The organism is Rothia sp. P7181 (assembly GCF_048513015.1).
In the GTDB taxonomy this organism is placed as follows: Bacteria; Actinomycetota; Actinomycetes; order Actinomycetales; family Micrococcaceae; genus Rothia.
Map to the genome: position 1 here is coordinate 36,324 of NZ_JBLXXZ010000006.1, position 14,165 is coordinate 50,488.

Consider the following 14,165-nt stretch of genomic DNA (forward strand, 5'->3'; position numbering starts at 1 on the left):
TTAGCAATCTATGCCAAGAAGAGCATAATACTGGCAAGAATCCACATCATTTATAGCAGGGTTCATCTCGTTCTCTCTGCCCACGAGCCGTAAACGGTATGTGAGTTTTGGGTCAGTAATTCGCAGAACTGTTCAAGCTCAGATTCTCTGCGTTCTGCCATAAAACGTACCGTATAGTTCGTCATATAAGAGGCGTTAGGTCGCCCGCGATAAGGGTGAGGTGTCAAAAATGGGGCGTCTGTTTCGACCAGAATAAGAGATGGGTCTGCTATTTCTAGTGCTTTTTGGATGCCATGAGAGTTTTTGAAAGTGACGGTTCCTGAAAAACTCATATACCATCCTTGTTCCATGCAGATTTTAGCTAGGTGTTCGTCACCTGAAAAACAATGAAAAACAGTTCTCTCGGGTGCGCCTTCTTCTAGGAGGATACGTACGACGTCTTCGTGAGCGTCCCTGTCATGTATTTGAAGTGCTTTACCGTATTTTTTAGCAATACGAATATGTTCACGAAAACTTTCGTGTTGTGAAGAGCGGCCTTCTTCGTCCGTTCGAAAATAATCTAGTCCAGTCTCTCCGATAGCGCAGACTCGTGTCTGTTGAGCTAAACGATTAATAATAGCTAAAGATTCTTCTAGCTTCCCCTGTTGGTGTAGGCGTGGTGCCTCGTTGGGGTGTAAGGCGACAGCAGCTAACACTCGTGTATCCATATTCGCTACAGCTAATGAGTAGAGAGAAGATTCAACATCACAGCCCACCTGAACAACATGTGAGATGCCGAGGGCCTCCCCTGTATCTAAGGCGTCGCGCACGCTAATGTTGACGTTTCCATCGAGTAGATCCATGTGTGTGTGGTTGTCGATAACGGGTGCTGGTAAGGGTTCTGGCGCTGGAGGGAAGACAAGGTTGCGAGCGCTTCCGTTCGTTCCGGTGTTTGATCGGCGTCCGGTGCCTTCTCCTGTTTCGGTGTTGTGGAGGTTGTAATGTGAGCTTTCGTAAGCTGGTGGTGTTTGCCCTGTTGTTGGGTGTGGTGTGTTGGTGAAGATACTTTGTTGGGTTTCTTCGGTGGGAAGATGGATACCGAGTTTTTGGGCGTAGTGTGTGAGTTCTTCGGTGGTGAAGTCTCTATCGTTAGGTTGATTTTTTGAGGTGCACATTGGGGTCTCTTTTCAACAGTAGATAGGGTTATGTGGTGTGGGGTGTTAGTTTCGTGAGGCGAGAGTGGCGTTGTATAGCTCTTTTGTGGAGACCCCGTGCTGTTTTCCGATGTGTGCGCAGGCTTGTTTGAGTCGCATACCTTGGTCGACGAGTGTGTGGACTTGATCGACAAGGCTTTCAGGTTCTGGTGTTTCTGGTGTTTCTGCGCCTGCTACGACGAGTGCGATTTCTCCGCGGATGGTAGTGTTTTGAGCCCATGTTGTCAGTTCGGCGAGGGAGTTGCGGAGTATTTCTTCGTGGAGTTTGGTGAGTTCTCTGCAGATAACGGCTTGCCGGTCTGGGCCGAAGGTTTGGCTCATATCTTGTAGTGTTTTTGCAAGGCGGTGTGGGGATTCGTAGAAGATCATGGTTCGTTCTTCGGTGGCTAGGGAATTGAGGCGTTTGGTACGTTCACTTCCTTTACGGGCGAGGAATCCTTCAAAGGTGAATCGCCCGCTGGGAAGACCAGAGACTGCTAGAGCGCTAAGTACTGCAGAGGGGCCAGGCGCGACTGATACGGGGAGGTTTTCTGCGGCGACGGCTTGTGCGGCAATATATCCGGGGTCTGAGATGGTGGGCATGCCTGCGTCGGATAGGAGGAGGACCGTTTCTCCAGAGCGTACAGCGTGGATGATTTCTTCGGTTTTTTGTGTTTCGTTGTGGTCGTGGTTAGTGATAATTTTTGCGTGGGTTTGGAGTCCTAGCCCGCTGAGTAGTCGGCGGAGGGTTCTGGTGTCTTCTACGGCGATGAGGTCTGCTGTTTGTAGGTAATGTTTGAGCCGGTCTGTCGTGTCGGAGAGGTTTCCGATGGGTGTGCCTCCAAGGATGAGCACTCCGGCAGATTCTGGTGTTGTGGTGTGTTGCAGGGTGTTGGTTTCTGTGTTGTGTGTCATCGGGGTGTTGCTCTTATCTTCAATGGTGGTGAGGGTTGTTTGTTTATATCCAGCGGTTGAACCACATTCGCCAGCGCCAGTGTTCATAAGGAATCATTTCGGCTGTCCATATAGGCAGGTAGAAGATGGTGATAAGTAGTGCGGTGATGATGAAAAGGCCCACGATGATGAGGCCTTTTTTCTTGCGTTGTGGAGTGTCGTTGGGGCGTCCTAGTGCTAGTCCTAGCGTTCCTGCAAGTAGAAGTATGGCGTAGGGTTCAAAAGATAGTGCGTAGAAGAAGAACATGGTTCGTTCTGGGTAGGCGAACCATGGAAAGTAGCCGATAGCGAAGATGGCCCAGAGAGTGGCAAATCTCCAGTCACGTTTGAGGATGACGATGAATAGTGTCAGTGCCATGGTGACGATGAAAGCCCACCAGATGAGTGGATTTCCGACGTTAAGGATTGCTTCTGAGCATTTTGCGACGGGGCATCCGTTTTCTCCGAGGTGGAGGGATTCGTAGTAGTAGGAGGTAGGGCGTCCAAGGATGAGCCATTGCCATGCTGGTGACTGGTAGGTGTGAGGGCTGTCTAGGTGGGTGTGGAAAGAGTACGCGGAGACATGGTATTCCCAGAGGGAGCGTAGCGCTGGGGGTAGCCAGAGCAGTCCTTCTGTTGGGTGTTTTTCTGCCCAGTGTCGGTGGTAGGCGTTATCGGAGAGGAACCACCCTGACCAGGTGCTGATATAGGTGAGGAGTCCAATACCGATGATGGAGAGGAAGGCTCGTATCCCGTCGTCGAAGATACCGCGTATCCACCATTTTTTGATACCGAGTAGTTGGCGTGCACGGTTGTCCCAAAGGACGGTAATAACACCATATATTGCGATGAAGAATAGTGCGTTCCATTTTGTGCCAACGGCTAGTCCGGCACAGATTCCGGCGAGGATACGCCATGGACGGATACCTATTTTAGGTCCGTATTGCAGTAGTTTGTTGGTGGGTTCTCCCCCGTTGTGTTGGGCGTTGTGGTGCAAGGCTTGAGCGAGTTTTCTGCGTGCTTGTTCTCTGTCGAGAAGGAGGCAGACGAAGGTGGCAAGGAGCCAAAACATGAGGAAGATATCGAGTAGGGCAAGTCTTGATTGAACGATAGCTAACCCGTCGACACCTAGTAGTAGTGCGCTGAGGCTTGCGACGGTAACAGATCGGAAGATAAGCCATCCGGCGAGGGCGATAAGACCAACGCTGAGTGTTCCGGTGAGTGCTGCTGCAAAACGCCATCCGAAGGGGTTGTTGTCTCCGAAGAGTGCCATTCCGAAGGCAATCATCCATTTTCCAACGGGTGGGTGAACGACGTATTCTGCGGTGTCTCGTATTCCGGTGGGTGTTCCGGCGACGAATGTTTCGTTAGCGTGTTCTGACCAGTTTCTTTCGTATCCGTAATGGAGGAGGGAGTAGCCGTCTTTGACGTAGTAGGTTTCATCAAAGACGATGGCGTTGGGGTGGGCAAGGTTCCAGAATCGTAGTGCTCCGGCAAGGAGGACGATGAGGGCGGGGGCAATCCAGCCATAGCGTGGTAGTGCAATGTATTCGACGTGGAGTCGGGTATACAGTTCTTCTAGCTTCCAGCCTTTTGTTAAAGCTATGGGTGTTTGTGGGGCTGTCACTCTTGCTCCCTGAGATTCTGGTTCATGAGGTGTTGTTTATCCAGCTAGTTTTTGGCGGAGTTCTTGGCGTTCTTGTTTGCGTTTTTCTTCTTGTATTTTGCGGTATGTGGTGGGCCAGGTTATGGCTGCTAGAACGGCGATAGTACTCAGGCATAGGGTGCAGAATACGAGTGCTGCGTCAACCCAGAATTGTGGTGGATAGAGTCGGATGAGGGTGTCTGATTCTCTAAATTGCCAGTTTCCTTGGGGGAAGAAGATGTGGTGGAATTGGGTGAAAAAGACGTCCCATCCGGTGATGGCGATAATGGCTAGTACGGCAAGGATGAGTGCAGTGGCAAGGTTTCCGTACCAGATGCTACGGCGGATGATTCCTGGTGCTCGCAAGCTTAGGGTTCGTGCGCAAAGTAGTGCGCTGATGATGCTCATGATGGCAAGAACGGTGAGTGTGAGCATGAGGTGCTTGACGTCCGTCATGTGTTGTACTTCGCTATCGAGGAAGAGTTTTTTCCCTTCGAGATTTTTGATACTGCTGAGGTAGCTAGCTGGTGCGAGGTTGAAGATGTACTCTAGCCCGTAGTTGCCGTAGGTGAGGCGGTCTTGTGTGTCGAACCCGTAGCGGTCTTTGGGGAATGCGGCGCGGTGGTATTCGATCCAGAGAAAAGTTGAGGAGGCTACGAGTTTGAGGCTGAGGAAGAAGGTGAGTAGTGGTACGCTCAGCCCGATAAGTGTTGCTCGCAGTCCAAGTAGTTTGGGTTTGTCTTCGACGGCGGTTTCTCGTGTGCTGAGGCGTTTTTGTTGTTGTTCGGGGTTTTCTTCTGCACGTGCTGCACGTCGTGTGCTGTGTTGTTCTTCTTGGGTAGCTAACGGTTGTTTTGGGGTGGTAGCAGTTTCTTCTGCGGCACTTGTGGTTGGTACTGTGTGCTGTTCCTGTTGGTTGTGGGATTCAGGCGTTGTATTGGTGTGAGGCACGGGTGAAGGCTGCTTTTGTGATGCCCAAGGGGTGGTGCCGCTATGTACAGTACCTGTATTTGAGGGGTTAGAAGTTTTATCTTTTTCTTGGGTTTCTTGTCTGCGAGCGGAGAGTAGTTCGTCGGCGTTAGCTACCTTATGGGAGATAGCTGGGGACAGTTTTGCCCATTCGTTCCGTCGTTGCGGAGGGGTTGTCATTTTATAGCTCCTGCTCGTGCGCGCTTATTTTTGCTGTACTTGCAATAAGTATAGGTCAGCTCAGATAGTATCAAGTCCCTCACCGGTGTGGGGTGAGGGACTTGAGGTATAGATTATTTTTACCAGTTGCCGACGTATGATTCGTCGTCGTAGTGTTCGAAGGGGATGTTCCAGTCTCCGTAACCGTCATCGGGGTCGGCGTTGGGGTATCCGGTGTTGATGGTTTCGAGGATGTCGCCGACGCGGAATGAGTCGAAGAAGTATTTTGCGTCTGCTGGTAGTAATCCGATACAGCCGTGGGAGACGTTGGCGTTTCCTACGTAGGGGTATGCGCTAGGTAGTGCTTGGTGTACGAAGGCTCCCCCTGCGGTGATGCGTGAGGCGTTTGTAGCCCAGAAGGGTTCGTAGTAGTGTGGGTCTCCTTTTTTGAGTCCGAGTGAGCCGGAGTCAAAGAAGTAGGTGCTTGCTTGTTCCATGATGACAAGTTGCCCAGTCACAGAAGGCCATTCGGGGTCTCCTAGGGTGATAGGAGCTTGGTAGACTTGTTCGTCATTGACGTACATGGTGAGTAGTTTAGTGTTGTTATCAGCTAATGCGTAGTGTTTATTGCCAGTGTGGAAAGTTCGTTTGATATTTGCGTTACCGATCATTCCTTGTCCGAAATCTAGTCCAAGGATGTCGATATTGACTGTGACGGTGGAGTTAGGTGCCCAGTAGTTTTCGGGGCGGTAGCGCACCATGTGGTCGGAGTACCAGCGGAATTTTCCAGGTTGTGCTTTGTCGGTGGTGATGGTAATGGCTTTTTCCATGGATGCTTTGTCGATGACCGGTTCTGAGAAGCGGATTTCGATGGGCATTCCAACACCGTAGGTGGCTTCGTTAATGATGTTAGTGTTCGCGTCAGCTTCATATGCGGCGGAGACAGTGGAGAAGGTTGACGTTCCGTTGGTTTTTCCGCCGTCTGGGTCTTCGGCTGTCCAGCTCATGGTGTAGTGGTCTTTGAAGTTGAGGGTTTCGGCGGACGTCCACACGGTTTTGTCGGCATTGTATTCACCGTTAACGGATTCTCCGTCCTCATTTTTGAGGGTGACGTTGCTGAGTGTTCCGCCGGTGACGGTGAGCGTCACAGGGTGAGTGGGGTTATATTCGGTGGTTTTTTTGGCAGGAACAGCTTCGACAGTTCCTGTAAATTTTTTGGGGCTGGGGCTCGCACTTGGTGTTAGGGTTGCTGAGCTATTTGCATGTGGTGTCGTGTTTTTAGTTGCTCCACAAGCGCTCAATGTAGTGAGCCCTAACAATGCCGCCGATGCGCTGAGGAAGGGGCGTCGTGCGAAGGTACGAGAGGAGTTTGGTCGTGTTTGACTCACGAAGTTTATCCACCTTAGTTACTGTGTTGTGATTACTGAAGAACATACGACGGGGAGGGACTTACCGAGTGTGGTGCGCGTGAATATCCGCCATTTTTAGTGTGGCGGTATCAGTGGCACTGGGGATTGAGGTGAGTCTGTGTGTGTTGTGATGGTGCAAGTTAAACTTGCACTCGAAGTTATCAGTTTACTGATAAGTAGTTTGATATGTAAAGTTCTAAACTGAGAAAAACAGCAGATTAGTCTTGTACGCTACGCAGTGTCGGGTACTCGCGCTCATTGGAGGGGGATTCCTGTGTGTCAGGTTGCGACTCGTCCAAACGCATCACATCCCACCCTTGAGGTGCAGTAAGTCTCTCTGCGTGAAATGCGCAGAGGTCGTAGGCGTGTGGTTCACGGTGTGCCGAGAGCGGACCGATAACTGCCGTTGATTGACTGTATGCATAAGTCAGAGTGAAGATAGCTTCACGCTGGCAGGTTTGTCGTGAGCAAAGGCGAACTTGTGCCATCACAGCGTTTCTCTTTTCTGCTAAATAGTCTGTTTGCGCAGACGACGACGTTCGCGCTCGGATAGTCCACCCCAGATGCCAAAGCGTTCGTCATTATCCATTGCATATTCTAAACATGCTTCACGTACGGGGCATTCATTGCACACACGCTTTGCGTCGCGTGTTGAGCCACCTTTTTCAGGGAAGAATGCTTCTGGGTCTGTTTGTGCACAGAGAGCATCTGCTTGCCAAGCAAGTTCTCCGTCGTCGCCTTCGGTGCTATATAAGCCGGCAGCAGCTTCCCAGAGGGAAAGCGCTTCTGCAGAGAACGGGTCAAGGTTCTTCTTTTGCTGTGGAGGCTGTTTTGCTTTTTCTTTAGCGTCGGCGGCAGCTAGTAAAGCGTTTGCTCGTTCTTCAAGGTATTGAGCGGATTGCATAGTATAACGTTGGGTCTGTGTTCCGCTATATCGCGATTCGCTCCCGTAGTTGCGGTGAGCATACACACCCATTTTCGTCCCTTCCGTGTCCCTATATCGTGGAGGTTTTCTATTGACCAATCTGCTGATTCTTGATTGGCGTGGTTTATTGGCACTCATACACTGTATAGCTCGCAACGATGCTGAAGCAAAATCAAAAGTGCAATAAACCTTGAACCTAATTACACGCGTGTAATACCGGTTTAGTCAAGCTGAGAGCAAAAACTTTTATATTTTATTCACTGAAACAGCGTCTTTTATACCCTCGATGTGGTATCTACCCTACTGTGTTATGCGATGTTTTTCCATATCGACCAAAAAGTATGGCTCTTATCTCAAAAGTTAAGTGATATACATTATGTTTCGAGGAGTTTTTCGCTAAAGTTATGTGCATGCTCACCCAAAAACCCTCCCAAAACTATTCTTTTGAAAAATTTTTTACCACGCTTAAAACACGTCAAAGCCCAGCTCTTATCTGGTACAGCACCCATTCAGAACGTATTGAACTCTCTGGTCGAGTCCTCGAAAATTGGGTAAGCAAAACAGCAAACCTTCTCAGTGAAGAATGTGAGCTTGATAGTTCAGAACCAATACATTTAAACACCAGCACGCATTGGCGCTCTATCATCATTGCATTAGCTGCCCTCCGCATCGGAGCGCAACTACAGTTCACATCAGCAGAAGAAGAATGTGCCGATATATTTTGTACCGATAACACTGATAATCTTCACAAAAACTCTGCCGAATATCAGCTCATGATTGAAAAAAGCCCTCTCGCACCACGCTTTATGGGTGTTCTACCCGATGACACCATGGATTATTGCGCTCTTGTTCGTTCCTATGGCGATGTCTACCATGGGTTATCAACACCATCTCTCATGGATACCGCCTGGGAAGATACCAGCTATCAGCAACTTCTCAACAATATGGCGCTAACAGTCCAAGAGACATCACCGGAACAGTCCTACGATATGAGCGCTCCTACCATGCTCAACGCTAAGTATCTTCAACAGGTCCTACATTATCTTTCTCAAGGAAAAGCTATTATTCTACGAGATCCGAATGTCCTCTGGAGTGCCGAAGAAATCGATCGTATTCTCCGTGAAGAAAAAGCGGTATGCGCACCAAACCTCTAAGCACCTTTATCGATATTTCATGAAAAGACATTTTTCCCTTCCAACCAGAAAAGAAGGTAGCCTTATGGTTGTGAACTCTCCCATCATTGGCATTGTTGGTGGCGGTCAGTTAGCACGTATGATGGCAGCTCCCGCCCATGAATTAGGTCTTCATCTGAAAGTCATGGCTGAAGACAAAAACTCTTGTGCGCGTCAAACCATTCCTGAGGCACCTGTCGGCGATTACACCGACTACACACAACTTCACGATTTTGCTCAGAACGTTGATGTATTGACCTTTGATCATGAGCACGTCCCCACCGATTTCTTAGAACGGCTCATCAGCGAAGGTATTAACGTTCAGCCACGCCCTCAAGCTCTCATATATGCTCAAGATAAATTACAGATGCGTCAGGCAGTTCACCGCCTAGGATTAGCTAACCCACCGTGGGCTGAGGTACGTACTCGTGAAGAACTTTTTAGCTTTGGTGAAAAATATGGTTGGGATATTGTTCTCAAAACTCCACGTGGAGGGTATGACGGCAAAGGTGTCATGGTTATCAGCTCTCCAGAGCAAGCACACGGCAAAGACGTCGCACGATGGTTCGCTCAGCTTGAACATAACACGGCGTTTTCCTCACTTTTAGTTGAAGAGAAAGTCCCTTTCACGAGAGAGTTATCGGCACTTGTTGCACGCAATGACAACGGAGAGATTCGTCTTTGGGATATTAGTGAATCACGGCAAGTCAATTCTGTCTGCGATGAGGTTATTGCCCCAGCTCCAGCATTATCCGAGCATTTAGCGCAAAAGATACGCGATACTGCACAGACCCTTGCCCGTGAACTTAACGTAACAGGAGTTATGGCAGTTGAGTTATTTGAAGTGCCAGACTCGCCAGAGGGCTTCTACATCAATGAATTAGCAATGCGCCCACACAATACTGGGCATTGGACTCAAAACGGGTCAAAGACCAGTCAATTCGAACAGCATTTACGAGCAGTACTTAATCTTCCTCTAGGAGACACTCAGCTCACAGAGCCTAGTGCACTCATGAAAAATATTCTCGGTGGAACTCATGAAAATATTTGGGAACTTTACCCGCAAGCATTAGCGTTTGAACCTCAAGCCAAAATACATCTTTACGGTAAAGATGTCCGCCCCGGACGAAAAATTGGGCACATTAACATCACAGGTTCTGAACAATCATTACCCCAGCGGCAACTAGCCGCTGAAACATTATCCCGTCTCTTCAGCACTGGCGCAGAGACACTCACCTCTTCAAAGGAGTAACATGATGCTCTCATCGTACGAGAACACCCAGCCCATAGTCGGTATCGTCATGGGTTCTGATTCTGATTGGCCAGTTATGGAAGAAGCTGCTGCCGTTCTTGAGGAATTTGGTATCGCATACGAAGCTGATGTAGTTTCAGCTCACCGTATGCCTGAAGAAATGATTGAGTATGGGCTCCGTGCGCATGAGCGAGGTATTCGTGTCATTATTGCCGGAGCTGGTGGTGCTGCACATCTTCCAGGGATGTTAGCTTCTGTGACGCCGCTGCCAGTTATCGGTGTGCCAGTGCGTTTAAAAAATCTTGAGGGAATGGACTCTTTGTTATCTATTGTTCAGATGCCAGCCGGTGTTCCGGTAGCAACAGTGTCTATCAATGGTGCACGTAATGCGGGTCTTCTTGCTTTACGTATCTTAGGTGCTGGTGTTGATGACCAAGCTCAGCAGATTCAAGCTGATATCAAACAGTTTGCGCAGAATCTCAAACGTTCTGCTCAGGATAAGGGTGCAGTTCTCCGTGCTAAAGTTTCATCACGCACCCAACAGCAAGAAGATGATTCTACAAACCTGCCGACAGTAGAAGATGTACCGTCTGATAAACCTTATGCACCCTAATCATTAGCCCAAAGATATTCGAGCAGTGGAACTTTTTCTTTTCTCTGATTCTTCATTAAATGTGGGATAACTCAGCTGTTATAGAGTGAGCAAAGAGGCTCAGTGTTCGGTATGCTGAAAACCATGAGTAATATCCTGCAATCAGATATTTGGGCAAAGTTCCAAACAGCAAATGGTCACCAGGTGTTCCGTGGTAGCGGAGATGGGTGGAGCTATCTTGCAACGTTAGAAGGCGGTAAAACCGGACGATACCTCTACTCCCCCTATGGTCCTGTTGCCGATAGTTCGGAGGCTTTTGATGAGGCTATCGCAGAGATGAAGAAGGTTGCTGCCGAGAATAAATGCTGGTTTATTCGTATTGAACCTACGCAAGAAGCTATTTGGGGTTCTCGTTCGGCAGATACATTCTTATCTGCACGAGGTTTTAAACTATCTCCACGGCAGATTCAGCCCGGACACACTCAGATTATCGATTTGGAATTATCTGAGGATGAACTCTTACAGCAGATGCAATCCACCAACCGTAACTTGCACCGTAATATTCATAAGAAGGGTATTACCTTTGAGGTCTCACATAATCCTGAGGATATCGAGATTCTTACCAAATATCTAGAGCAGACAGCGCAACGTAATCAGTTTAAGCGTCAGCAAGATGATTACCTTAAGCGTGTTGCTCAAACTCTTATGCCTGAAGATGCTGCTCGTCTTATTATTGTTCGAACTGCTGAGGGTGAAGCTATTGGGGCGACGTTCGTCTATGACTCTGACGACACACGCACCTATGCCCACACGGGGACGTCTTGGGAACACCGTAAGCTACGCATCAACAAACCTCTCGTGTCGTGGATGATTATGGATGCGAAAGAAAAAGGTCTCAAATACGTTGACTTGTTCGGAATTGCTCCTAATGATGATCCGAATCATGAGTGGGCAGGTTTCACCGAATTTAAGAAGTCTTTTGGTGGACGTTCAGTCGCTTACCCTGGAACATGGGATTTGCCCGTCTCTGCGGTCGGTTACCGTGCCTACGAAGGTATCCGCGCTGCTCGTGAGGGCCTTCAACAGCTTAAGGCTAAGGTTGCTGAGGTTCGTTCAGCTCGTCAAGAATCTTAAGTTTTTGTTCTGAGCATTCTGCTCAAAGTGTCTTAACAGACTGCGGGTGGGGTGAAAAAACATACTGTTTTTCACCCCACCCGCAGTTTTTGTTGGTAGAGCCTTCTACGTATGGTTATCGGCGTACACTTGCTTTACGCTGAAGAATACGTTCCCAGCGTTCTAGGTTATGTTCTGCGTCGATAATGCGCACTGTTCCTGATTTACTACGCATGACCAATGACTGAGTGGTAACGGTGTTTCCGTTGTATCTCAAACCACGTAGGAGTTTACCGTCGGTAATTCCTGTTGCCGCGAAGAAACAATTGTCGCTGGTGACGAGGTCATCAGTGGTGAGGACACGGTCAAGGTCATGTCCGGCTTCAATAGCTTTTTCACGTTCGGCATCATCGACAGGTGCGAGTCGGCCTTGAATGATTCCACCAGTAGATTTGATAGCGCAAGCAGCAACAATTCCTTCTGGTGTTCCGCCGGTTCCCATCATGAGGTCTACACCTGTTCCTTCACGGCACGCTGCGATAGCTCCGGCAACGTCGCCATCAAGAATAATGCGAGTACGAGCACCAGCGTCACGAATTTCTTGAATCAGTTTTTCGTGACGAGGGCGGTCAAGCACACAAACGGTAAGTTGGCTCACCGGTTTGCCTAGCGCTTTTGCGGTCAGGTGAAGGTTTTGTTTAACAGGTAGTCGTAAGTCTACGAGCTCGGCTGCTTCTGGTCCAGCAACAAGTTTTTCCATGTAGAACACGGCAGATGGGTCGAACATGGAGCCAGCTTCTGCAACGGCAATAACCGATAGTGCGTTATCCATTCCCAGAGCGGTTAGCCGTGTACCGTCGATAGGGTCTACGGCAATATCGAAGGAGGCACCTATGCCTTCTCCTACTTTTTCTCCGTTAAAAAGCATGGGCGCTTGGTCTTTTTCGCCTTCTCCGATAACGACTGTACCGCTAAAGTTGACGGTGGAGAGTCGGTATCGCATAGCGTCAACGGCTGCGCCGTCAGCGAGGTTTTTGTCGCCTGCCCCTACCCAGGGTCCGCTTGCTATTGCAGCAGCTTCAGTTGCGCGCACGAGTTCTAGTGCGAGGTTTCGATCGGTGTGGTAAGTATCGTTCTGCGCCAGATTTTCTGACATGTTCCCTGACCTTCGAAGTGGATGATATGTACTTAAGATGTGGTCATAGGTCAGTCATTACGTCGTCGTTATGACTGGTTCCCTTTTTCCTTCATCATTCTATAAGCTTAGTTCCATATATTGATTGTTGTGATTCAAATTGCTAAATTTTTCTCTCTATTACCTGAGTTTTTCTGAGCTCTTTAGGACGTCTTAAGGTTTTTTATGAGAAAGATAGGGGAAAATAGTTAGGTGAGCACAGAACAACATCCTTCATCTCAAGACACCATTTCTACCGATGATTCTTCTGAACCGGTAGTTCCCCTGATTACGCAAAAACAGGCACAGCGTATTCATGCTCCGGCTCGAAATATGATTATTTCGATGGCGGTGATGATTCTTATTCTGATCCCTATTCTCTGGTTAACCCCTGCTTTGACGTCCAATAAGAATCATTACAATCCACAAGTTGATTTAGATTCTATTGCGTACCTGTCTTCTCAAGAGGCTGGTTATCCTGTAGCAGCGCCAGAGATAGACGGCTGGCGTTATAACTTTGCTCGATGGAAGAGTCGTCAAGCAGATGGTATTAGCTTCTGGAATACTGGTCAGCTCACTGCTCAAGCAGGATATATTGAGCTGGTTCAAGCCCAAAACACTAACCCTACGTGGATTGCTCAGCGAGTCAATAATGCTCCTGTTCAAAGAACACAGGAGGTTGCTGGAGTACTCTGGGATGTGCGTATATATACCCCTAAAGATGGTGAACCAACCATTTCGTATGTGGGTACTGTTTCAGGAACAACGGTCATTCTCAATGGGCAAAGTTCCGAGGACGAAATTATTCAGTTAGCTCAAGCTGTGATTGCATACGAGAAGAACCCCACAAAAACTGTTGAACCGACACCGTCTTCGGGTATTCAGTAGATAAAAACTCTGTGGGCCTTGAGAAAAGAAAAAGAATGAATACTAGCGAGCGAGTTTTTACTCCACAACAGGCTCTTGAACGGTTGATTGAAGGAAATTGGCGTTTTGTACACGGGCAGGTGGAGCATCCGAATCAAGATGCAGAACGTCGCAATGATTTAGTCAGTGGACAATTCCCTTATGCAACGTTGTTTGGTTGCGCCGATTCTCGTATTGCTGCTGAAGTGATTTTTGATCAGGGTCTAGGCGATATGTTCGTGGTACGAACGGCGGGGCATGTGATGGAGAGTGCGATTACCGGTTCTTTAGAGTATGCGATTGCACATTTACATACCCCACTGATTGTTGTTCTTGGACATGATTCGTGTGGAGCTGTTTCGGTCACTCAAAAAGCGTTGAAGACGGGTGTTTTTCCTGGAGGCTTTATTCGTTATTTGGTGGAGAGAATTATTCCTTCAGCAATCTCTGCCCATTTGTCGTCTACTCCGAGTATCAATGAAGTGGTTCGGGAGCATACTGTTCAGGTGTCGGAACGTATTTTGGAGCAGTCACGTCTTATTGCGAAGGCAGTGGATGAGGGACGTACAGCTGTTGTGGGGATGTTTTATCACCTTGCAGATGGAAAAGTTGAGTTGGTGTATTGTTCACAGAATATCGATAAGAATGCTGCGATGAGGTTTTTAGCTTAAGGGTTTGTGTGGTTCTTAATTTTTGGTTTTTTCTTGTCAAAAACCCGCAAAGTGAGCTGTAAGTCACTTTATG

At 48.4% G+C, this 14,165-nt stretch carries 14 protein-coding genes; 6 read left to right on the forward strand and 8 right to left on the reverse strand.

Going from position 1 to position 14,165, the window contains the following annotated elements; translation table 11 throughout:
- Positions 1–62 precede the first annotated feature (62 nt).
- The 7 genes from ACN08Z_RS04265 to ACN08Z_RS04295 all read right to left on the reverse strand — a co-directional run bounded on the left by ACN08Z_RS04265 (position 63) and on the right by ACN08Z_RS04295 (position 7,350).
- Positions 63–1,154, reverse strand: coding sequence for a TatD family hydrolase (locus ACN08Z_RS04265; RefSeq protein WP_419103352.1), 1,092 nt, complete (start codon positions 1,152–1,154; stop codon positions 63–65).
- A 45-nt stretch (positions 1,155–1,199) separates the two neighbouring features.
- The gene (rsmI, locus tag ACN08Z_RS04270) at positions 1,200–2,174 is read right to left on the reverse strand and encodes a 16S rRNA (cytidine(1402)-2'-O)-methyltransferase (RefSeq protein ID WP_419103353.1); all 975 of its coding nucleotides are present in this window, start codon (positions 2,172–2,174) and stop codon (positions 1,200–1,202) included.
- A complete protein-coding gene (locus tag ACN08Z_RS04275) occupies positions 2,131–3,732 on the reverse strand; it encodes a dolichyl-phosphate-mannose--protein mannosyltransferase (RefSeq protein WP_419103354.1) in 1,602 nt (533 codons plus the stop codon). Before ACN08Z_RS04275 ends, rsmI begins: the two co-directional genes overlap by 44 nt.
- Before the next feature lie 36 nt (positions 3,733–3,768).
- Entirely contained in the window at positions 3,769–4,899 is a 1,131-nt protein-coding gene (locus tag ACN08Z_RS04280; RefSeq protein WP_419103355.1) for a TIGR01906 family membrane protein, read from the reverse strand.
- A 119-nt stretch (positions 4,900–5,018) separates the two neighbouring features.
- Positions 5,019–6,266: an Ig-like domain-containing protein gene (locus ACN08Z_RS04285; RefSeq protein ID WP_419103356.1), complete on the reverse strand. Its 1,248-nt coding sequence runs from the start codon at positions 6,264–6,266 to the stop codon at positions 5,019–5,021.
- Positions 6,267–6,505: 239 nt separating this feature from the next.
- Positions 6,506–6,775 (reverse strand): DUF3499 family protein, encoded by a 270-nt coding sequence (locus ACN08Z_RS04290; protein WP_419103421.1) that lies wholly within the window; start codon positions 6,773–6,775, stop codon positions 6,506–6,508.
- Between the two features lie 20 nt (positions 6,776–6,795).
- Complete coding sequence (locus tag ACN08Z_RS04295) at positions 6,796–7,350, reverse strand: WhiB family transcriptional regulator (RefSeq protein WP_419103357.1); 555 nt, start codon at positions 7,348–7,350, stop codon at positions 6,796–6,798.
- 272 nt (positions 7,351–7,622) lie between these two features.
- Here ACN08Z_RS04295 and ACN08Z_RS04300 point away from each other — a divergent pair, with 272 nt between their 5' ends.
- The 4 genes from ACN08Z_RS04300 (at position 7,623) to ACN08Z_RS04315 (ending at position 11,362) form a co-directional block, all read left to right on the forward strand.
- The gene (locus ACN08Z_RS04300) at positions 7,623–8,366 is read left to right on the forward strand and encodes a TIGR03089 family protein (RefSeq protein WP_419103358.1); all 744 of its coding nucleotides are present in this window, start codon (positions 7,623–7,625) and stop codon (positions 8,364–8,366) included.
- Between the two features lie 64 nt (positions 8,367–8,430).
- The gene (locus tag ACN08Z_RS04305; protein ID WP_419103359.1) at positions 8,431–9,636 is read left to right on the forward strand and encodes a 5-(carboxyamino)imidazole ribonucleotide synthase; all 1,206 of its coding nucleotides are present in this window, start codon (positions 8,431–8,433) and stop codon (positions 9,634–9,636) included.
- A 1-nt stretch (position 9,637) separates the two neighbouring features.
- Positions 9,638–10,249, forward strand: coding sequence for a 5-(carboxyamino)imidazole ribonucleotide mutase (purE, locus tag ACN08Z_RS04310; RefSeq protein WP_419103360.1), 612 nt, complete (start codon positions 9,638–9,640; stop codon positions 10,247–10,249).
- A gap of 123 nt (positions 10,250–10,372) precedes the next feature.
- Positions 10,373–11,362, forward strand: a complete 990-nt coding sequence (locus ACN08Z_RS04315; protein WP_419103361.1) for a lipid II:glycine glycyltransferase FemX — start codon at positions 10,373–10,375, stop codon at positions 11,360–11,362.
- A 115-nt stretch (positions 11,363–11,477) separates the two neighbouring features.
- Here ACN08Z_RS04315 and glpX read toward each other — a convergent pair whose 3' ends face one another.
- Positions 11,478–12,497, reverse strand: a complete 1,020-nt coding sequence (gene glpX, locus ACN08Z_RS04320) for a class II fructose-bisphosphatase (protein WP_419103362.1) — start codon at positions 12,495–12,497, stop codon at positions 11,478–11,480.
- Between the two features lie 231 nt (positions 12,498–12,728).
- Between glpX and ACN08Z_RS04325 the strand changes: the two genes are divergently transcribed.
- Entirely contained in the window at positions 12,729–13,403 is a 675-nt protein-coding gene (locus ACN08Z_RS04325; RefSeq protein WP_419103363.1) for a DUF4245 domain-containing protein, read from the forward strand.
- 35 nt (positions 13,404–13,438) lie between these two features.
- Positions 13,439–14,092, forward strand: a complete 654-nt coding sequence (locus tag ACN08Z_RS04330) for a carbonic anhydrase (protein ID WP_419103364.1) — start codon at positions 13,439–13,441, stop codon at positions 14,090–14,092.
- The last annotated feature ends 73 nt before the right edge of the window (positions 14,093–14,165 follow it).